This is a genomic window from Kitasatospora sp. NPDC057738 (genome assembly GCF_042798815.1).
Taxonomy (GTDB): domain Bacteria; phylum Actinomycetota; class Actinomycetes; order Streptomycetales; family Streptomycetaceae; genus Kitasatospora; species Kitasatospora lactacystinica.
In genome coordinates, this window is sequence record NZ_JBHVJT010000006.1 from 1 (window position 1) to 18,333 (window position 18,333).

Sequence of the window (18,333 nt, forward strand, 5' to 3'; positions counted from 1 at the left end):
GTGAAGGGGTCGGGGGCGGGGGTCAGGAAGGGAGGTCGAGGACCAGACCGGGCTCGATGAGGTCCGGGTCCTCGCCGACGGCGGCGGCGTTGAGCTCGTACAGCGCGGGCCAGCCGCCGGGGACGCGCAGGACTTCGGCGATGCCGCCGAGGGTGTCGCCCTCGCGGACGGTCCAGGTGCCGTCCTTGGACACGGCCCTGGCCGGGGCGGCGGCCGGCGGCGGCAGGACGCCCTCGCGGCCGTGGCCGCGGGTGGCGCGGGCGCCGCAGACGGGCCAGGGGGAGAGGCCGCGGTGGTCGGCCAGGTGCTCGGCGACGGCGATCTGCTGCTCGCGGGTGGCGAGGTCGGCACGCGGTGCGTAGGCGAGGCCGCCGTTCTCCCGCCACGTGGGCCGGTCGAACTGGAGGCCGCCGTAGTAGCCGTTGCCGGTGTTGATGCGCCAGTTGCCGCTGCTCTCGCAGGCCGCGACGCGGTCCCAGTCGTAACTGCCGCCGTCCGCCCTTCCGGGGTCGGACCCGCTGTCGCGGCCCGGTGGCGCGGCGTGGGCCGCCGGGGCGGCGGCGAGGGCCACGGTGAGGGCGCAGAGCGCGGTCGGGACGATGCGGCGCAGACAGACGGTGGGAGGCATGGGCGGCTCTCGGACTGGGGGACAGAACCTGCGCCGTCCGCGGACGGCGCCCTTCCACCCATGCACGCCGGACGGGGTGTTCCGGCGCCGACACGTCCGGAAGGTCACCCGCACGGCGGCCCGGTACCACCTCGGTGGCCCGCGGCCGATCGGCCGTCGTCCTCGTCGCCCGCCGGTGGCGGGCCTGTCACCGGCGGACGCCGAGGACCCGTTGAGGATCCGCCGAGGGCCTGCCGAGGAGCCGCCGCGGGCCCGTCGCGCACGGTGCGCGGCGGGCCCGCGCGTACGCTCCAACTCGCCTGCGGTGCAAGGGAATCGAAAGCACATCCGATGGTGTCGGGCCTCTTGTCAAAGGTTAGGGAAGTTTCCTAACTTGATGTCATGTCCGAGACCGAGACCCCACGGCACTCCCGGCGCGACCTCCTCCGGGCCGGCGCGGCGGGCGGCGCCGCCCTCGCGACCGGCGGCCTGCTGCTGCCCGGCACGGCCCTGGCCGCCCCGCGCCCGACCGCCCTCGACGTCCCGACCGCCCTCGACGCCACCACCGGCCGAGCCGCCACCACCGGCCCCGCACCCCGGAGCGAGCGGACCGCCGGGTCCGCGCTGCGGCCCTTCGGCCGTCACCTCGCCTACGGGGCCGACCCCTCCCAGCAGGTCGTCGTCTCCTGGCAGGTGCCGGACGCGGTGACCGCGCCCTTCGTCCGGATCGGCGTCCAGCCCGGCGACTTCGGCGCCCCGATCGCCGCCGAGGTCCGCACCCTGGTCAGCAAGCTCTCCTGGCAGCACCCGGTCGAGGACCAGCCGCTGATCAAGCCCACCACCGTCACCCAGTACTACCTGCACGCGCAGCTGGACCAGCTGATCCCGGACACCACGTACTACTACGTCGTGGGCCACCAGGGCTACGACCCGGCGGGCCAGGGCGCCCGGCTCGGCGACGTGGCGAGCTTCCGCACCGCACCCGCCCCCGGCCGCGGCGGCGGGTTCACCTTCACGGCCTTCGGCGACCAGGGGATCGGGTACAACGCGGCCGCCACCGGCAACCTGATCGCCGGCCTCGACCCCGCCTTCCACCTCCACATGGGCGACCTGTCCTACGCCAACGCCGGCGGCAGCGGCAAGACCAGCGACGCGTACGACGCCCGCCTGTGGGACTCCTTCTTCGTGCAGAACGAGCCCGTCGCCGCACGGACCCCGTGGATGCCGGCGATCGGCAACCACGAGATGGAGCCGTGGTACGGGACGGACGGCTACGGGGGCATGCGCGCCCGGTTCACGACGCCCGACAACGCCTGGAGCCGGTCCACCGGCATCTACTCCTGGCGGTACCAGAACGTCGGGCTGATCAGCCTCGACGGCAACGACGTCTGCTACAACACCCCGGCCAACCTCGACTACACCAAGGGCAAGCAGAAGAAGTGGCTGGAGAGCCGGCTCACGGCGCTCCGCGCCGACACCGGCATCGACTTCATCGTCGTCTACCTGCACCAGTGCACGTACTCCACCTGCCACGACAACGGGGCCGAACTCGGCGCGCAGCAGGACTGGGCCCCGCTGTTCGACAAGTACCAGGTGGACCTGGTGCTCAGCGGCCACAACCACGTCTACGAGCGGACCGACCCCATCCGGGCCGGCAAGGCCACCCGCAAGGCCGCCTCCGGCGACACCGTCGACCCCGCGAAGGACGGCACCACCTACGTCGTCGCGGGCGGCGGTGGCGGCGGGCTCTACTCCTTCCCGGTCTCCGACACCTACCTCGGGCACGAGAGCGCCAACGACAAGCCCGTGCCGATGGTGGTCGCCGACCGGAGCGGCCACAGCCAGACCGTCAAGGTCACCTGGTCCAGGGTCCGCTACACCGGCTACTGCCTGGTCGCGGTCGAGGTGACCCCCGCCGCCGCGGGCCGGCCCGCCCGGATGGAGGTGCGCTCCCTGACCGAGGACGGCACGGCCGTGGACCGGGTCACCGTGCAGCGCGGCTGACCCGGCCGGCACCCGGCCCGGTCTGAGTACGGCTACTCAGGCGGCCGGCGGCGGCGCACCGCGAGCATGGAGGTGCCACATCGCCGCGGGACACGGGGGAACAGCCATGCTCAGCACGATCGCCGCCGTCCTGGTACCCGCCCTCGGCCGGCTGTCCGTCACCTCCGAGACGGCCGGCCCGGTCGCCCCTGGCAGCATCGTCGCGGCCAACCACAGCTCGCTGGCCGACCCGGGTGTGGTGCTGGCCGCACTGCGCCGGCTGGGCACCGAACCGGTGGTGATGGCCGCCGCCGGGCTGTGGCGGGCGCCGGTGCTCGGCGGGGCGCTGCGTGCCGGCGGGCACATCCCCGTCCACCGCGGGACGACCCGGGCGGCCGGCGCCCTGGACGCGGCCGCCGCGGCGCTCGCCGCCGGCCGGGTCGTCCTCATCTACGGCGAGGGCGGTCTGCCCCGGCGCCGGGACTCCCGCGACGCGGAACTGCGCGCCTTCCGCACCGGCCTCGCCCGGCTCGCGGCGGCGACCGGCGCCCCGGTGGTGCCGCTCGGCCAGTGCGGCGCCCGCCGCCTGAGCTCGGGCAGCACCGCCAAGCAGCTCGCCGGATTCGCCACCGCCCCCCTGCGTCGCCCCGCCCTGCACGTCCACCTCGGCGCCCCGCTCCACCTGCCCGGCGACATCCCCGAGGCCACCGCCGCCGCCCACCGCGCCGTCACCGCCGCCTGGCGCACCGCGGAGCAGCACTGCGGTGGGCGGGGGCGACGGGGTGTCGGTGCGGCGTGAGACCGTACGGGGCCTGGGTATTCCACGCAGCGAACGGGTGACCGGGGAGGCGATTGTGAGCGGGGAACCGACCATCGACTGGGAGCCGCAGTACCGGGGCGCCCACTCGAACCCTCAGGTCGTCGAGTGCTACGAGCGGTTCGTCTCCACGTCGGACCCGGGGTGGCTGGCCGCCCTGAAGGAGCTGGCCCGGGCCGAGGGCGCGCAGGTGGGGGACCTGCACGCACTGGCGTCGGCCCACCTGCTCGCGGGGCGGCCGGCGGAGGCCGTTCCACTGCTGGAGTTCCTGGCGTTCCTGGAGCCGGAGGACCCGGCCGTGCGCTACGACCTGGCCGGCGCCTACGCCCGGATCGGCAGTGCGGACCGGGCCGGGCGGGAACTGGAGCGGATCCTCGCGGACCGGCCCGGATGGCCGGCGGCCGTCCGGCAGCTCGCCGAGGTCCGGGCCTGGCTGCGGTGGCACGGGGACACCGTGGACCTCCTGCGGCAGCAGGCCGAGGTCTTCTCCCTGCTGACCGCCGACGGGGCGGGCGGTGCGACCGAGCACCTCGCCCTCGGGAAGGTGCTGTACCAGCTGGCCGCGGTCCCGCGCAGCGGCGTGGACTGGCCGGAGGTCGTGGGCGTTCTGGAGCGGGCCCACCAACTCGACGACGGCGACGAGCAGGTCCTGGAAATCCTCGCGGCGGCGAGTCACCACGCGGGAGCCGAGCCGCAGTGGCGCGCGGCGCTGCTGGCGCTGGAACGGGTCGCTCCCGGATCCGGGCACCTCGACCACTGGCGCGCGGCCCCGCCGGCCGTCGCTCCGAACCCGGACCGACTGCTCGCGGTCGCCTCCTCCGAAACGGCCGACGCCCACCACGCCCTGCGGGACCTCCGGGCGCAGTACCGGACGGCCCCGAACAACCCGGACGTCCAGCGCTGCCTGGTGCAGGTGGAGGTCGGCATCGGCAACGTCGCCGAGGCGCTGTGGCTGGCCGAGGGCCTCGCCGCCACAGAGGCGCTCGACTGCTACGGGCACGGCGCCCTGATGGTGGTCTACGGGATCCTCGGCGACGGACGGGCACGCCAGCACCTCGCCGCGGCCCTGGAGCTCGCGCCGGACCAGGCCACTACGGCCGAACTCCTGGACCAGTACGACCAGTTGAGCGCCGGATGACGGCGGATCGGGCCATCGTCCCGGCTGATTCCTCCGCCGTGCCGCGAACTGCGCCGGCCGGCACGGACTGGCTCGATCGGGTGGCGCGGCTGAGACGCTGGACGAAGGGCGGCGTTCGTGCGCCGCACAAGCCGTTGCTGCTGCTCTACGCGCTCGGCGGGTACCAGCGGGACGCGGAGGGCGAACTGCGGTACAGCGCGGTCGAGGACGAGCTGAAGCGGCTGCTCGCCGAGTACGGGCCGTCGCGTCCGACCACCCCCGCCTACCCGTTCCACCACCTGGTCGGCGACGGGGTGTGGGAGGTTCGCACCGATCAGGGGGCGGGAAGCCCCGGCAGCGGGGTCGGGATCCTCCGGTCGAGCGGGGCCGCCGGCAGGCTCGCACCCGCGCTGCGGGCGGCGCTCGGCGAGGAGCCGGCCCTGCTGGGGCGGATGGCCAGGGTGCTGCTGGACGCCCACTTCCCGGCGTCCCTGCACGCCGACCTCTGCGAGGCCGTCGGCCTCGACCTGGAGCGGGCCGAGACCGGGGCCGTGGGCGGGCCCGAGGTCGCGGCCCGGCGGCAGCGGGACCGGCGGATGCGTGAACTGATACTCACCGCCTACGAGTTCCAGTGCGCGTTCTGCGGCTACGACGGCGCCCTCGGCGGGAGCCCGGTCGGGTTGGAGGCCGCGCACGTGCGCTGGTGGTCGCACGACGGGCCGGACGAGGTCGACAACGGCCTGTGCCTGTGCTCACTGCACCACAAGCTGTTCGACAAGGGCGTGCTGGGCCTGGGGGAGGGCCGTCGCATCCTGGTCTCCGACCGCTTCGTCGGCCGCGGTGAGGCCAGCCGCCGGCATGTGCTCGCACTGGCCGGACGACCGGTCATCGGCCCGCAGCCCGGCCGTCCGCCGGTCGCGGACCGGCATCGGGAGTGGCACGTGCGCCAGGTGTTCCACGGCGTTCCGCGCCAACCCGCCGACCAGGAGGCGGTGTTGGTATAGGTCCTAGTCGGGGAAGAGCCGCCCGAGGTGGTAGCGCAGGACGGTGGTCGCCTCGTCCGCCGTCCGCTGGTCGAGCAGGACGCTGAGGCCCAGGCCGGCGGAGACGGCGAGCAGGACGACGGCCTCGTGGCGGGCGTCCAGGCCGGGGTCGGCGGCTCCGGCCTGCTGGGCCGCCGTCAGCTGGGCGGCGAGGAAGGCCTCCATCTCGTCGGGCGCGGCGAGGAACTGGGGGCCGCCGAGCGCCGGATCGGTGACGGAGAGCACCGCGTACTCGGTGTGGATGAGGTGGAAGGCCCGGCTCTCATCGTCGGTGGGGACGGCTTCGAGCAGGACGGCTTCGATGATGCCGCGCGGGTCGGCGGCGCCGCTCGCGCGGACGCGCCGCTGGACCCGTTCGCCCATGCGGGCCGTCAGCCGGGTCATGGCGGCGAGCAGCAACTGTTCCTTGGTGTCGAAGTAGTACTGCACGAGGCGCACCGAGACGCCCGCCTCGATCGCCACGGAGCGCATGGTGACGGAGTGCAGGCCGCTGCTCGCCGCCGAGCGGAGCAGGGCGTCGATGATGTGGGCCCGCCGTTCCTCGTGATCCACCAGCTTCGGCATCGGGTTCCTTCCGGATATTTTTGTGGTACAACCATACCATCAAACAGGGAGGGATCATGACCAGGACCAGCGTCGGACACTTCGTCAGCGAGGCCGCCCGGGCGAAGTTCCTTGCGGCGTACGACCGGGCGATGGAGCTGTGGCCCGGCCCGCGCCAGGAACTCGACATCGAGACCGCGTACGGAAGCGTCCACGTCCACCGCTACGGCGCCACGACCGGCGAACCGATCGTGCTGCTGCACGGCCACGCCGGACACCCGTCCAACTGGTACCCGCAGATCGCGGCGCTGGGCGAACACCACCCCGTCTACGCCATCGACACCCTGGACGACCCCGGCCGCAGCGTGCAGCGCGCCGTCGCGGCCGGGTCGCAGGAGAACGCGGCCTGGCTGGGGGAGGTCCTGGCCGGCCTCGGCCTGGAAAGGGCCCACCTCGTCGGGGTGTCGTACGGCGGCTGGCTGGCGCTCAACCAGGCGATCCACGCGCCCGAGCGGCTGGCCTCGATCACGCCGCTCGACCCGGGCGGGATCGAGAAGGTCCCCGCCCGGTTCTACGCCCACATGATCGGCGGCCTGTTCGGCATGCTCGCCCCGCGCCCGCTGCGCCCGGCGGTCGGCCGACTGCTCGCCAACCCGGCGCTCAGCGCGCCGCGCGAGATGATCGCCCCGCTGATGCTCGCCATGCGGAGCTACAAGCCGGGCAGCCGCCCGCCGGCCCGGCCGTTCACGGACGAGGAGTTGGCGTCGATCGAGCTCCCGGTGCTCGTCCTGGTGGGCAGGCGCAGTGCGCTGCTGCGGCCGCGCCAGGTGGTCGAGCGGGTCACGAGGCTGGTGCCGGGCGTGCGGGCGGAGATCCTGGAACGCGCCGGGCACGGGCTCAACCTGGAGCGGCCGGAGGCGGTCAACGAACGGCTGCTGGGCTTCATCGGCGCCGTCGGACGGTAGTCCTGGAAGGCCCGCAGGGCCCCCGCGCGGCGGAGGCCCTGCGGAGCGTCTTGCGGTGCGTCAGGAGAACAGACGGGCGTCGTTGTTCGCCGCGGCGTTGAGCGATCCCGCGTACCCGTTGTCGAAGGGCACCCAGAGGCCGTCGCTGATCTTGCTGACCCACACCGTGTGGCCGGTGTTGTTCACGATCGAGGCGGCGTTGTTGTACATCGTCACCCCGTAGCCGGAGCCGTTCGCGTAGCGGGCGAACGTGTAGTTGTGCAGGTCGAGGTTCTGGTTCGGCGAGAAGTTGTCGAACGATCCCCAGCCGACTCCCGGCGAGTTGTAGTACAGGCAGACGCTGCCGTTGGGGCACGCCTCCACCCCGCCCGGACCTGCGGCGTAGGCGCTCCCGGTGGCCATGGCCACCGTGCCGGCTGTCAACGCCGCCACCGCCGTGATGCTGGCCGTGCGCCGTCCGATCTTGATGCGCATTCCGTACTCCCGTCCCAGTCGACAGTGCAGGAAGGCCGGGCGGGCCGAGTCCCGTGCGGACCACTGCCCCCGAGGCCTCGAACAGGCTGGCACGGGTGCCCCGTTCGCGCTACGGTTGCGCGCCGTTCCGCTTGTGAACAGATCTGGAGGGCGCCGGCTCGGAGTCAGGCGGCTGCGCTCCGGCTTGCCGTGGCGGCCTCCGGCTGCGCGAGCCAGATCAGCCGGGCGGTGACATCCGGCCGCCTGGAGAAGTGACGTACGGCCCGCTCGGGTGACGCGAGGGTCATGCGCGTCCGCCCGTCGACGCCGATCACGTGGGTCCGGCCGTCCGAGTCGGCGAGCCCCCAGGCCGCGACCCACCCGTCAGCGTCCTCGCCGCACACCTGGACGACGGCGAAGAGTCGGGGTGCGGTGTCGATCACGAGCCCGCGCAGCTCCTGGTCGAAGGTCAGGCCGGCCGGCGGGTGAGGCGTGGTCGAGTGGGAGTTTGGCGAGGGCGCAGCACTCATGGAAGTCTCCTGCCTCAAGGCATGGGTGAGCCAACGGACAGCACCTTCGGTAACTGATCCATGTCATACGGTAGCGCTGGCGTGGCATACTTTCCATGCAGTCCATTGAAGACTTGCTATTTCACTCCAGGCAGTGAACGAGAGGATCGCGATGTCACCGAGCGACGCCCCGACCTTGCGGCAGCAGCGCCTCGGGTTCGAACTGCGCAAACTCCGTGAGAACGCTGGGCTCAGCTCAACTGCCGCCGCCACTCGGGTGGGAGTGAGTCAGGCCCACATGAGCCGAATCGAAGCGGGCCGCTACGCGGTGAGCGCAGACCGGGTCCGCGCGTTCGCTCGCGCGTACACCTGCACGGACCAGAACCTGATCGACGCTCTCGCCGGCATGACGGGACGGCGGGTTCGCGGATGGTGGGAGGAATACCGCGACATCCTGCCGCCGAACATGCTCGATCTCGCCGAAACGGAACACCACTCCACGGCGATGCGCATCGCCTCCGTGATTCATATCCCAGGCCTGCTCCAGACCGCCGATCAGGCGCGTGTGCTTGCCAGTAGTGCCGTGCCGCCTCTGGTTCCACATGAGGTGGAACATCGGGTGTCGTACCGGATCAAACGGCAGGTCGTTCTCTATGGTCAGCGGGCGATCCCGCTCACGGCGATTGTCCATGAGGCCGCTCTGCGCATGGGGTTCGGTGGACCCGCAGTGGCTCGTGCACAGCTCAGGCAGCTGCTTGAGGCGAGTACCCGCGAGAACGTCTCGGTTCTCGTGATTCCCTTCGGTGCGGGCACGTTCCCGGGCTCCGGGCAGTCCATCGTCTACTGCTCTTCAGTCGTGTCCCAACTCGACACCGTGCAGCTCGACACGTATCACGGCTCCGAGTTCCTTGACGCCCATGCGCAACTGGTGAAGTACCAGAAGGTCCTGGACATCATGGAAGCCTGCGCCCTCAGCCCTACCAAGTCACGTGATCTCATTGCCTGCATCGAGAAGGACACCTGAGAGGAAGCGCGCATGGCAGCCCTCAACTGGCAGAAGTCCAGTTACAGTTCCGAGTCGGCCAACTGCATCTACCTTGCCGTAGACCCTGATCACAGCGTCAAGCTCCGTGAGAGCGATGACCCCGATACCGTCCTCACCGCTTCGCCTGGCGCGCTCGGCGCGCTCCTGTGCGGCGTGAGGGCGGGAGAGTTCGACCACCTGACGACGTGACCTGTGCGGTGTGCATCTCTCGGCCCGTGCCCCAGGCGTCCTGGGGCGCGGGCTGCCGTCATCTCCCCGGAGTGCGTGAGAAGTCGGCCGGGTCGACTTCTCACGCACACGCATGGCCGCTCATGACTGGCAGAAGTCCAGCTTCGGCGCAGACGCAGCAAACTGCCTCCAATGCTCCAGCTGTAGATCGTGATCACGTAGCGAGACCGCGTCTCGGGCAGTCCGCCATGTGACCGGTTGGGTCAGCGGATCACGTCCGAAAGATCCAGTTGCTCCATGCGGTCCAGGCACCGGCCGATCTCGATGCCAAGATCGTCGGCGCTCAGGGGAAACTCCTCGGGTCCTGTGGACAGCAGTTCCGCGATGTTCCCCGCATCGTCCTCGACGGAGACGCCGGCCAGCATGTCCGTGCCACTGGCCCTGAACCTGATGGACAGCTCGAAGACCACTGTGAGGTTGCCCGCCAGTCCGAGCACGTGGCCATCGGTGTAGGAGGCATCGTCCGGGGCGTCCGAGTACTGCCAGAGCGGCCCCAACGACTCACGCCCGTGTGCGGTACCGGCCGGTGTGCGTTCCTCCCAGGCCCGTGCCAGCCGTTTCAGCCTGAAGTGGGCATCTCGAAGGGCCACTGCCAGCGCAACGGCGCCCTGCCCCGTGTCATCCATCTCGTTCCGCTCCCCGCCCGGCACTGTTGGCCGAGTCTTCGACAGCCCGCCTCGCGCCCGCACAGTTCTGTCTGCTGGGCGCTTCCGGAGGTGGAGACGACCACTGTTGATCACCGGCGGTTGTGTGGAAAGACGAAGATCAGCCGGTGGCCGTGGGCGACAGCGTAGACCCCGCCCGGTGGCAGCATGTCTTCGAGGGCCTGATGGGTCGGGTGGCGGGCCGGTTCTCCCGTGTGGAACCGCGCCGCCGTGCACGGGCATTCGTGCTGGGCCTGCTCGCGGGCCTGCCAAGGGGCGCGGAACATCTCGCAGAAAACCCTTCGAGGACACCACTACTGACCCGCCATCCTGGTCGGATGCTGCTCAAACTGACCGGCTCCAGCTGTTCGGGCAAGACCACGCTCGCCTACGCCGTGGGCGAGCGGCTGGAGCGGGTCGCCGTGCACGACTTCGACGAGCTCGGCGTACCGGAAGGCGCCGACCGCCGGTGGCGCAACCGTATGACCGAGAGGTGGGTGCGTCGCGCGCTGGAGTACCAGGACTGCGGCGTCGACCTCCTGCTGACCGGGCAGTCCCCGATGGGAGAGGTCCTGGCGAGCCCGTCCGCCCCGCTGCTGGACGGAATCGCATTGTGTCTGGTCGACGTGTCCGACGAGGTCCGGCGTGACAGGCTCACCATGCGCGACTCGGGCCGATGGGACGCTCTGGCGGTTGACGCCTTCCTCGGCTGGGCCGCCTGGCACCGCCGGCACGCCGAGGACCCCCGGTACCGGCCCGACGTCATCATCGACGACAGCTGGCACCGCATGGCCTGGCACCGCTGGACCGGGTGGACTGCTGACGATCGGCGATGGCGCACCCACCTGCTCGACACCACGAATCAGCCCGTCGCGGAATCCGTGGACCACGTTGAGCATTGGGTGACCGAACAGCGCAACGCGCTCCGATCCGGCCGTCTCCCCCTGTCGCGGGGCTGGTCAGACCGGACAGCTGCCCGAGCCGACCACGATTCTTGATCCACTTTCGCAACAGACCCTGACTCGCGGCGGCTCCGGACAGCACTATCAGGATCCGTGAGAGCGATGACCCCGACACCGTCTTCACCGCTTCGCCCGGCGCGCTCCGCCGTGCCCCAGGCGTCCTGGGGCACGGGCCGCCGCCCTTTCCCGGTGCGCGTGGGAAGTCGGCCGGGTCGACTTCTCACGCACACCATCGGGACGGGTCGGTCAGGCGGCCGACCGTAGCGCCGTGGCCGCCCGGGCGGCCACGGCGATGGGCGAGGAGGTCGGCCATCCGGGTGGTGTCGGCGAGGGCCGTGGGGTCGGAGGAGCCGGCGCCGGCCAGTACCACGGGGGCGTGCTGCGCGGCGCCGGCTTCGGCAAGGCGGTCGGCGAGGGCCTCGGCGAGCAGAGGCTGCGGTCCGAGGGCGCCGGCGAGGTGAGTGAGCGGGAGGCCGATGACGGTGAGGGCGGCGGGCAGGTCGACCCGTAGGTGGTAGCCGGTGGAGATCAGGAGCGGAACCAGGACCGTTTGCGCGTCCGCGAGTTGGGCGAGAGCCTCGGGGAGGGACGGTTGGGCGAAGTCCAGGAAGCAGCAGTGGAACGGAAGTTCGGGCCACAGCGAGCGAACTTCCCGCAGCAGCAAGCAGATCGAGGTGAAAGCCGTCGGATCCCGGCCGCGACTGCCGAGGCCGAATCCCGGCGCAGGTCGGCGGCACTGATCGGGCTCGCGGGCGCGATCGGGGCGTTCGGCGGGGTGCTGGTGAACCTCGCCTTCCGGCAGTCCTTCCTGGCCGGCGGCAACGGGGACGCGGCGTACACGGGGTTTCTGGTGGCGTACGCGGGCTGCTCGGCGCTGACCTGAGCGGTCTGGCTCCGGCGGCGGTGGCGGGGCGGGCGCCGGGCGATGCGCTGTTGGTATGACGTTCGGGACGGTCGGGCGAGCGGGCGAGCCGCCGGGCGGTTAGCGTCGGCCGCAACACGTTCTCGGACCGGGAGGTTGCAGTGCAGCGGTGGATCATCCTGACGGTACTCACCTCGGCGCTCACCGGTCTCACCGGCGCCGCCGTACCCGCCCTGGCCGACGATCCGACGCAGACCCCCGACACCGAGGCCACCAGCGTCACCATCGGCGACGCCAAGATCGACCCCAGGCTCCCCGGCCGGATCCGGGTGGAGGTCGACTACCTCTGCACCGTCGCCGACGAAGCCCGCTCGCTCACCGTCACGGCGGAGCAGAAGGACCCGGAGGACACCTCGTCGATCGCCTTCGGCTCCAGCCGGACGGCGGAGACGGACGTGATCTGCGACGGGACGCCGCAGAAACGGCAGGTCGTCGTCCAGTCCAAGACCACCAACTGGCTCCCGGACGTCGACGCCGTCCTCACCGCCACCGTCTCCAACATCGGCGCCGCCCCGTCGGCCGCCGCCGACGCCAAGCGGGTCAAGCTGGCCACCACCGCCTGATGCGGTCGCCCGTCCGGGCCGCCGCCCTGCTGCTCGCAGCCGGTCCCCTGCTGACCGGCTGCATCAGCTCGTTCGTCGTACCGGGGCCGGAAGAGACCACCAGCCCCGTCGTGGCGCCGTCCGCGCCGTCCTCTCCGGCCTCGTCGCCCACCCCCTTCGCGGGAACGGTGACGATCCGCGACTTCTCCTTCGAGCCCGACAGCTTCACCGTCGGCCCGGGCGCGGTGGTGACCGTGACCAACACCGGCACCACCACCCACACCCTCACCGCCCAGGACGGCACCTTCGACACCGGCCCCATCGCCCCGGGCGCCGGCGCCACCCTGACCGCCCCGAGCCAACCGGGCGCCTACTCGTACCTCTGCACCTTCCACCACTTCATGCGCGGGATCCTGACCGTGGCGTGAGGGGCGATTGCCCTACGCTCGTGCCCTGCACACGGGGAGGGCACGAGGGATGGCGGACCACACGGCGAACACGGCGAACAGGGCGAACACGGCGAACACGGTGAACGGCCCGGTGCACGGGACGGTCGTGCAGGCCGGGAACATCGAGAACCTCTTCCTGGACGGGAGCCGACCCCCGGCAGTGTCCGTCCGGGCCGACAAGTGGGTGGATCTCGTCGCGAAATCGCCCACCTGGCGGCACGTACGGGAGGACCAGGACACCGAGCCCTACAAGCGCGTCGTACTGGAGGCCGTCGGCGAGCTGGCCCGGCTTCGGGACTCGGTCGAGATGGCGGACGACCCCTGGCAGGACCCGGGCATCGCGGAGCGCTTCGCCAAACGGGTCGGCTGGCTGCTCGGCGAGGAGCCGCTGAAGCTCTACCCGGCCGAGGCGGCACTGCTGGCCGTGCTGCCGTTCCTCTACCGGGTCCGGTCGTTGAACCTGGCGGCGGCGCGGTCCGCCGTCGGGCCGACCGACCTGGCGCCGTCACCCGAGCCCGACGCCGACCGATCGGCCTACGAGCAGTTCATCGAGTCCTACGACCTGCTCGTGGGCCGCACCCGAACCCGCCCCGCCTCCGCCGTCCCCCTCGGCTGGTGGCTCTTCCACCGCTGGCTCGACCAGCACGAGGATCTCGCCGACCCCGAGGGCGTCGGCGAGATCCTGGACCGACTCCCGATGCTCGCCGACCTCGGCGAGACCTTCGCGCCCAAGCGCGTCTGCGCACTGCTGCACGGCCTGCGCCGGGGCCCCGACGTCGGCCACCACGACTACATGTCCGGCCTCAGGGCGGACAACCACCTGCGAGCGCCGGGCGAACAGTACGTTCGGGAGCCACGGTTGGCGCTACTGCTGGCGCTCGCGTACGGGACCGCCATCGAGATGACCGCTCTGCCCGAGATCGTCGCCGAACACATCGGTATCCCGGAGGAGTACGAGGTCCACCTCGCCGACCTGCGCCGGACGTTGGACGAGGCTGTGTGGGGCGGCCCCTACGACCTGCCGGTCCTGCGCGCCGAATGCCACCACGAGGCGGTGGTCGAGAGCCTGCGCGAGTACACCGCACGGGCCGACCAACTCCTCCACACCGTCCGCTGCGTCCTCACCGATCACCCGCTCCCCGCCCGGCTCAGCGCCGACGACGCTGCCTCGGCCGGCAAGGCCTTCACCAGTTGGGCGAGGTTCCGCCTGGACGAACGCCGGGTGCGCAGCCTGCTGATGGGTATCGAGCTCTACCGCGACCGGGACCTGGCCGTCCGCGAGCTCTACCAGAACGCCCTCGACGCCTGCCGTTACCGGCGCGCCCGCACCGAGTTCCTGGACCGCACCCACCCGCTGGCCGACTTCCGCTACGACGGGCTCATCCAGTTCCGTCAGGACGTGGACGAGGACGGCCGCGCCTACCTGGAGTGCAAGGACGACGGCGTCGGCATGGGGGAGGAGGAGTTGAGAGGGGTCTTCTCCAACGCCGGCGCCCGTTTCGCCGAGCAGTTGGACTTCAAGCTGGAACGCGCCAAGTGGCGAAAGGTCGACCCGCCCGTCGAACTCCACCCCAACAGCCGTTTCGGCATCGGAGTCCTGAGCTACTTCATGCTCGCGGATGAGATCCGGGTGACGACGTGCCGCATGGACGAGGAGGGCCTACTGGGCCCGAACCTGGGCGTCTCCATCTACGGTCCCGGACACCTCTTCCGGATCCTCCCGTTGCCCGAGCCGGCTCGGAAGCCCGGTACCACGGTGCGGCTGTACCTGCGGGAGGACATCGACCTCGGCTCGTCCTGGTCGGCCCTCGACGTCCTCGAACGCCTCCTGGGCATCGCGGAGTTCCGTACCACGGCGGTGCACGGCGAACGGGATGCCGAGTGGAAGCCCGGGATGCTGCGGACCAGATGGATGCGGTCGGAAGAGGAATTCGGGTTCCAGGCTACGGGCACGGTCGTTCCGTGGGAGCACGCTCCCGACGGCGCGCAGGTGACGTGGTGCGAGCACGGCGGAGCCCTGTTGGTGGACGGTCTGTTCGTCCGGCCTTCGGCGTCGGGGGAGTTGGTGAGCCCCACCAAGGGCCTGGCGGGGGTCGTCGTGAACCTCTCGGGAGCGTGGTCGCCGGGCAAGCTTTCGGTCGACCGGCGCCTTGTCATCGATGACGTGTCCCACCACGTTCGTCGGCTCCTGGAATCGGCGGCGGTCGATCTGGTTCGGACCGACTCGACGTTGCTGAGCATGAAGTGGCTCGTGGGCCTGACGCTCGGGAATGTCGGCGTCGCCGATGTCGTGGCTGCCGAGTGCGTCCGGCAGGGGCAACGGTTCGAGTACCACGGATTCGAGTTCGACACCCGACGGACGGGGTGTTGTCCCGTGGACGTCGACCTGTTCGGCGCGGTGGGAATTCCACAACCCGTTGGAACCAGCGGGATGGGGCCGGTGTCCGGTGCGCCGGACGACTGCGTGGTCCTCTGGAGGCTCCTGGCGCACGACCGGCGGCAGGAGTTGGCGGAACTCGCGGAGATCTGGCCGCCACTCCTGGCTGCTGGCCGTGGACGTGTGGCGAAGCCCTCCGATCAGCTCGCCATGACAGTGGTCCGTGGTCGCAACATGAGTCGCTGGAGGCGCTTCCACGAGGCGGGCCGGGTGGACGGCGTCCCCGCGACGGACGGTCGGCCGGTCACGGTCACCGAGTTGGTGACGGCGGCGGACGAGCGGGCCGACCCGGTAGCCGTGGTGGCCGCGGATTGGGCGCGAGCGGGGGTGGACGTTCCCCGGGCCGTGCTCGACCTGGCGCTTGCCGTCGAGTCGGACCGGGTGTTCCTGAGAGAGACCGACGAGGGACGGAGGTTCCGCGGGTGGCCGGAGCCGGGTGAGGCCGTCGCCCCCGGGTACCTGGCCAAGGCCGGCGCCGTGCTGGGTGTCCCCGTCGCCGAGATCGCCGAGGCCATGGCGGCGTACGGACTGGAGGCCGATCCCACGGGACTTCCCGACCTGCCGTCGAACGACGTGGCCGTGGTGCTCAGCCGCCACCTCGACGGGGCGTGGCCGTGGCTGAGCCGGGCGCACCCCGTTCCGGTCGCCCATGTGCTGCGGGTGGCGGACAGGACGGGGAGCGGGATCGCCGAGGTGCTCAAGTCCTTCGCGGGGTTCGGGTTCCCGATCCCTCGGCTGCCGAGCGATGCCACGACGGAGGATCTGTTCCTCTTCGACGGAACATCGGGGTGGGGCGATCCCGTGGACGTCCACTTCCGGTTCGCGTTCTCCCTGCTGAGGTATGACGCCATCTCCTTGGAGGAGTTGGTCGAGCGGTACCGCGCCTACGGATCGCCGCTGTTCCTTCCGGGCCCGGCCACGCGTCTCGATCGGGCGCTCTTCCAGCCCGGCAGCGTCATGGACTGGGATGACCTGGCGATGGGGGAGACGGTTCCCTTCGCCAAGTTGATCACGGCGGGGTACCGCCTCGACCGGAGTCCGGGGGAGTTGGCCCGCCATCTGAGGTCCCGGGGGATTGCCGTCTCCTGCGACGACCTGCCTCGGGAGCTGACGCACCGGCAGGCCCTGGAGATCGTCGGAGAGCTCGACAACAGCCCGCACATGGTCGGCAAGGGCATCTCGTTGGCGACTCTCCTGGAGGTCTCCCGGCGAACCGGCCGGCCGATCGCGCAGATCGTCGACTGGTACCGCGAGTGGGGCATCGACGTCCCCGACGTCGCCGAGTCGATCCGCGACGCGCTCGCCCGCGTCCCCATGGCCGACCCGTCCTGAGCACCGAATCCACCCGTGAACAGGGCTGCTGTGTTCCCCCTCCTTGTTCTACAGTTCTGTAGAACTGAACGAACGGTGATCGGGGACGAGCATGGACAGGTCGCTTCGGCTGCCGCAGCAGGATCGGGCGGACTTCGAGACGGAGCTGGGGCGAGCGCTCTCCGCGCCGCAGGTGCGGGCGGCTCTGCGGGCGGGCGGGGACGAGCTGCGGGGGGTGGAGCGGTTGCGGCGGACGGCACGGGAGAACGCGGAGTTCGTGCTGGCCGCGGCGGCGCCGGAGTACGAGCGGTATGCGGCGTTGCGGGCGGACGCCGATGCGGTGGCGCGGCTGCCGGTGGCGGCGCCTCCCCGGGAGCGGGCGTCGGGGTGGTGGGGGGTGCTGGGGGTGGTCGTGCCGATCATCGCGGTGACGGCGGCGGTGATCTTCCTGCTGCTGGGCCTCGTGCTGGGGCTGGTGGAGGACCTGGAGGTGCTGGCGCACGCGCTGGTGGAGGCCGGTTGGGTGTCGGCCGGGGTGGCCGCGGTGAGTCTGCTGGTGGGCGGGCTGGGGCTGCTGGGGGCGGCCCGGGCGAGGGGTGCGGAGGCCGGGGAGGCGGCGGACGGGCCGGGGGAGCTGGTGCTGGCGCGGGATGCCTGGCGGTCGGCGCTGGCGGAGCGCGGGCTGGTGCCGTACCTGGTGGCGCAGGCGAACGCGGAGACCGGTCGGCGGCGCTGATCAGGCCCGGTCGAGTCTCGTCGAGCGGGCGGCGTCGACCAGGAGCTGGGCGGCGTCCGGGGGGATGGCGAGGCGGCGGGCGATCCAGGGGGCGGGGCGGCCGGCCCGGGCGAGCATCCAGGCGGAGTACAGGTGGCCGAGCTGGGGTGCGTTCTCGGCGAGCAGCAGGGGGCGGACGGCCTCCATCGGGAAGCCTTCGAGGGCGCGGGCGCTGTACTCGCGGCCGTTGGGGCCGGGTGGGGGCAGTGGGAGCGGGCGGCGGAGGTCGATCCAGCGGCTGAGCAGCACCGCGCCGACGACCAGCAGGCCGGTGCCGGAGGCGCCGATCAGGATGCCGCCGATGACGGGGCGGTCCTCCTCCTCGGCCATGCCGAGGGCGATCTCCTCCAGGACGAGCAGGCCGAGCACGGTGAGCAGTACCGCGGCCTCGGCGGGGCGCGGGTGGGTCCGGGACGTCGTCATGCGGAACCTCTTCCTCGGCGGGGCGGCCGGGGGTTTCGGGCGGGCGCGGCGATTCACCTTCCGTACAACGGCGGTGGGCGGCCCGGGGCACGCGTCACGGCTCAGGCGGTGAAATCGCGGATCATCATTGACGGACCGTCAAGTATGCGATGTGGGCGGCAGGTTGGCCGCGGCAGGTGGGCCGTCCTGCGGAGGTCGGGGCCGCGCCTCCTTCCGGTCGGGAGCGCCTGGGTGGCGTGTTCGTCGACGGGGCGAGGGGCCCGACCGCGGGCGGGCTTCGGGTCAGCATAGCCCGGGCATGTCACCTTCGACAGGCTTGTCGAAGTTGCGGAACCCGAGCTGCCGGTGGGCATGTCGAGGGGTGGTGGCCCGGCTACTTTGAGTACGGAGCTCCGCTTCCGCGGTCGGGGCCACGGGGGTGGGGAGGCCGGGGCCGGTGGGGCTCGCAGGTTGCTTCGACACCTCCAACTCGGCGGCGAGGAAGCGTACTTGCCCCGTCTGCCGCCCTGCATGGCCGAGGGGAGAACAAGCCAGCCCCAGGAAGGGGGAGGGGGGGGA

20 protein-coding genes are annotated in these 18,333 nt (G+C 71.7%); 13 read left to right on the forward strand and 7 right to left on the reverse strand.

Translation table 11 applies throughout. The features are described from left to right. Positions 1 to 22 precede the first annotated feature (22 nt). Complete coding sequence (locus ACFVGO_RS04700) at positions 23 to 628, reverse strand: transglycosylase family protein (protein WP_359905542.1); 606 nt, start codon at positions 626 to 628, stop codon at positions 23 to 25. Positions 629 to 1,009: 381 nt separating this feature from the next. Here ACFVGO_RS04700 and ACFVGO_RS04705 point away from each other — a divergent pair, with 381 nt between their 5' ends. The 4 genes from ACFVGO_RS04705 to ACFVGO_RS04720 all read left to right on the forward strand — a co-directional run bounded on the left by ACFVGO_RS04705 (position 1,010) and on the right by ACFVGO_RS04720 (position 5,528). Continuing rightward, entirely contained in the window at positions 1,010 to 2,611 is a 1,602-nt protein-coding gene (locus ACFVGO_RS04705; RefSeq protein ID WP_380630853.1) for a purple acid phosphatase family protein, read from the forward strand. A gap of 106 nt (positions 2,612 to 2,717) precedes the next feature. Continuing rightward, the gene (locus ACFVGO_RS04710; RefSeq protein WP_380630854.1) at positions 2,718 to 3,389 is read left to right on the forward strand and encodes a lysophospholipid acyltransferase family protein; all 672 of its coding nucleotides are present in this window, start codon (positions 2,718 to 2,720) and stop codon (positions 3,387 to 3,389) included. Between the two features lie 55 nt (positions 3,390 to 3,444). Beyond that, positions 3,445 to 4,545, forward strand: a complete 1,101-nt coding sequence (locus tag ACFVGO_RS04715) for a tetratricopeptide repeat protein (protein WP_380630855.1) — start codon at positions 3,445 to 3,447, stop codon at positions 4,543 to 4,545. A 38-nt stretch (positions 4,546 to 4,583) separates the two neighbouring features. Continuing rightward, entirely contained in the window at positions 4,584 to 5,528 is a 945-nt protein-coding gene (locus tag ACFVGO_RS04720) for a phosphorothioated DNA-binding restriction endonuclease (protein WP_380630856.1), read from the forward strand. Between the two features lie 3 nt (positions 5,529 to 5,531). On the opposite strand, the gene ACFVGO_RS04725 is transcribed toward ACFVGO_RS04720, so the two are convergent. Beyond that, complete coding sequence (locus ACFVGO_RS04725; RefSeq protein ID WP_380630857.1) at positions 5,532 to 6,131, reverse strand: TetR/AcrR family transcriptional regulator; 600 nt, start codon at positions 6,129 to 6,131, stop codon at positions 5,532 to 5,534. Between the two features lie 56 nt (positions 6,132 to 6,187). Here ACFVGO_RS04725 and ACFVGO_RS04730 point away from each other — a divergent pair, with 56 nt between their 5' ends. Then, the gene (locus ACFVGO_RS04730; RefSeq protein WP_380630858.1) at positions 6,188 to 7,075 is read left to right on the forward strand and encodes an alpha/beta fold hydrolase; all 888 of its coding nucleotides are present in this window, start codon (positions 6,188 to 6,190) and stop codon (positions 7,073 to 7,075) included. Between the two features lie 60 nt (positions 7,076 to 7,135). Here the strand turns inward: ACFVGO_RS04730 and ACFVGO_RS04735 are convergent, their stop codons facing one another. Then, positions 7,136 to 7,549, reverse strand: a complete 414-nt coding sequence (locus tag ACFVGO_RS04735; protein ID WP_380630859.1) for a peptidase inhibitor family I36 protein — start codon at positions 7,547 to 7,549, stop codon at positions 7,136 to 7,138. A gap of 164 nt (positions 7,550 to 7,713) precedes the next feature. Beyond that, positions 7,714 to 8,058: a hypothetical protein gene (locus ACFVGO_RS04740; protein ID WP_359905562.1), complete on the reverse strand. Its 345-nt coding sequence runs from the start codon at positions 8,056 to 8,058 to the stop codon at positions 7,714 to 7,716. Between the two features lie 151 nt (positions 8,059 to 8,209). On the opposite strand from ACFVGO_RS04740, the gene ACFVGO_RS04745 reads away from it, so the two are divergent. Further along, complete coding sequence (locus tag ACFVGO_RS04745; protein ID WP_359905580.1) at positions 8,210 to 9,061, forward strand: helix-turn-helix transcriptional regulator; 852 nt, start codon at positions 8,210 to 8,212, stop codon at positions 9,059 to 9,061. A 12-nt stretch (positions 9,062 to 9,073) separates the two neighbouring features. Continuing rightward, positions 9,074 to 9,271, forward strand: coding sequence for a DUF397 domain-containing protein (locus ACFVGO_RS04750; protein WP_359905565.1), 198 nt, complete (start codon positions 9,074 to 9,076; stop codon positions 9,269 to 9,271). A 242-nt stretch (positions 9,272 to 9,513) separates the two neighbouring features. Here the strand turns inward: ACFVGO_RS04750 and ACFVGO_RS04755 are convergent, their stop codons facing one another. Beyond that, positions 9,514 to 9,936 carry a hypothetical protein gene (locus ACFVGO_RS04755; protein ID WP_380630860.1) on the reverse strand — a complete coding sequence of 141 codons (423 nt, stop codon included), beginning with the start codon at positions 9,934 to 9,936 and terminating at the stop codon, positions 9,514 to 9,516. A gap of 356 nt (positions 9,937 to 10,292) precedes the next feature. Between ACFVGO_RS04755 and ACFVGO_RS04760 the strand changes: the two genes are divergently transcribed. Then, complete coding sequence (locus ACFVGO_RS04760; protein ID WP_380355524.1) at positions 10,293 to 10,952, forward strand: hypothetical protein; 660 nt, start codon at positions 10,293 to 10,295, stop codon at positions 10,950 to 10,952. A gap of 184 nt (positions 10,953 to 11,136) precedes the next feature. Here the strand turns inward: ACFVGO_RS04760 and ACFVGO_RS04765 are convergent, their stop codons facing one another. Then, the gene (locus tag ACFVGO_RS04765) at positions 11,137 to 11,580 is read right to left on the reverse strand and encodes a sirohydrochlorin chelatase (protein WP_380630861.1); all 444 of its coding nucleotides are present in this window, start codon (positions 11,578 to 11,580) and stop codon (positions 11,137 to 11,139) included. Here ACFVGO_RS04765 and ACFVGO_RS04770 point away from each other — a divergent pair. The 5 genes from ACFVGO_RS04770 (at position 11,509) to ACFVGO_RS04790 (ending at position 17,313) form a co-directional block, all read left to right on the forward strand. Beyond that, positions 11,509 to 11,799: a hypothetical protein gene (locus tag ACFVGO_RS04770; RefSeq protein WP_359898865.1), complete on the forward strand. Its 291-nt coding sequence runs from the start codon at positions 11,509 to 11,511 to the stop codon at positions 11,797 to 11,799. The genes ACFVGO_RS04765 and ACFVGO_RS04770 overlap by 72 nt on opposite strands. Positions 11,800 to 11,939: 140 nt before the next feature. Beyond that, positions 11,940 to 12,401, forward strand: a complete 462-nt coding sequence (locus ACFVGO_RS04775) for a hypothetical protein (RefSeq protein ID WP_359898848.1) — start codon at positions 11,940 to 11,942, stop codon at positions 12,399 to 12,401. Then, positions 12,401 to 12,808 (forward strand): cupredoxin domain-containing protein, encoded by a 408-nt coding sequence (locus ACFVGO_RS04780; RefSeq protein WP_380630862.1) that lies wholly within the window; start codon positions 12,401 to 12,403, stop codon positions 12,806 to 12,808. The genes ACFVGO_RS04775 and ACFVGO_RS04780 overlap by 1 nt, the downstream gene beginning before the upstream one ends. A gap of 49 nt (positions 12,809 to 12,857) precedes the next feature. Continuing rightward, positions 12,858 to 16,598, forward strand: coding sequence for an ATP-binding protein (locus ACFVGO_RS04785; protein WP_380630863.1), 3,741 nt, complete (start codon positions 12,858 to 12,860; stop codon positions 16,596 to 16,598). Positions 16,599 to 16,689: 91 nt separating this feature from the next. Beyond that, entirely contained in the window at positions 16,690 to 17,313 is a 624-nt protein-coding gene (locus ACFVGO_RS04790) for a hypothetical protein (protein ID WP_359898842.1), read from the forward strand. On the opposite strand, the gene ACFVGO_RS04795 is transcribed toward ACFVGO_RS04790, so the two are convergent. Beyond that, positions 17,314 to 17,775, reverse strand: a complete 462-nt coding sequence (locus tag ACFVGO_RS04795; protein WP_359898840.1) for a hypothetical protein — start codon at positions 17,773 to 17,775, stop codon at positions 17,314 to 17,316. Positions 17,776 to 18,333: the final 558 nt, after the last annotated feature.

What these genes read in the sequence shown, in the direction of transcription:
- ACFVGO_RS04700 (WP_359905542.1), bottom strand. Translation starts at nt 628, where the DNA reads ATGCCTCCCACCGTCTGTCTGCGCCGCATCGTCCCGACCGCGCTCTGC.
- ACFVGO_RS04705 (WP_380630853.1), top strand. Translation starts at nt 1,010, where the DNA reads ATGTCCGAGACCGAGACCCCACGGCACTCCCGGCGCGACCTCCTCCGG.
- ACFVGO_RS04710 (WP_380630854.1), top strand. Translation starts at nt 2,718, where the DNA reads ATGCTCAGCACGATCGCCGCCGTCCTGGTACCCGCCCTCGGCCGGCTG.
- ACFVGO_RS04725 (WP_380630857.1), bottom strand. Translation starts at nt 6,131, where the DNA reads ATGCCGAAGCTGGTGGATCACGAGGAACGGCGGGCCCACATCATCGAC.
- ACFVGO_RS04730 (WP_380630858.1), top strand. Translation starts at nt 6,188, where the DNA reads ATGACCAGGACCAGCGTCGGACACTTCGTCAGCGAGGCCGCCCGGGCG.
- ACFVGO_RS04735 (WP_380630859.1), bottom strand. Translation starts at nt 7,549, where the DNA reads ATGCGCATCAAGATCGGACGGCGCACGGCCAGCATCACGGCGGTGGCG.
- ACFVGO_RS04740 (WP_359905562.1), bottom strand. Translation starts at nt 8,058, where the DNA reads ATGAGTGCTGCGCCCTCGCCAAACTCCCACTCGACCACGCCTCACCCG.
- ACFVGO_RS04745 (WP_359905580.1), top strand. Translation starts at nt 8,210, where the DNA reads ATGTCACCGAGCGACGCCCCGACCTTGCGGCAGCAGCGCCTCGGGTTC.
- ACFVGO_RS04750 (WP_359905565.1), top strand. Translation starts at nt 9,074, where the DNA reads ATGGCAGCCCTCAACTGGCAGAAGTCCAGTTACAGTTCCGAGTCGGCC.
- ACFVGO_RS04755 (WP_380630860.1), bottom strand. Translation starts at nt 9,936, where the DNA reads ATGGATGACACGGGGCAGGGCGCCGTTGCGCTGGCAGTGGCCCTTCGA.
- ACFVGO_RS04760 (WP_380355524.1), top strand. Translation starts at nt 10,293, where the DNA reads ATGCTGCTCAAACTGACCGGCTCCAGCTGTTCGGGCAAGACCACGCTC.
- ACFVGO_RS04780 (WP_380630862.1), top strand. Translation starts at nt 12,401, where the DNA reads ATGCGGTCGCCCGTCCGGGCCGCCGCCCTGCTGCTCGCAGCCGGTCCC.
- ACFVGO_RS04785 (WP_380630863.1), top strand. Translation starts at nt 12,858, where the DNA reads ATGGCGGACCACACGGCGAACACGGCGAACAGGGCGAACACGGCGAAC.
- ACFVGO_RS04790 (WP_359898842.1), top strand. Translation starts at nt 16,690, where the DNA reads ATGGACAGGTCGCTTCGGCTGCCGCAGCAGGATCGGGCGGACTTCGAG.
- ACFVGO_RS04795 (WP_359898840.1), bottom strand. Translation starts at nt 17,775, where the DNA reads ATGACGACGTCCCGGACCCACCCGCGCCCCGCCGAGGCCGCGGTACTG.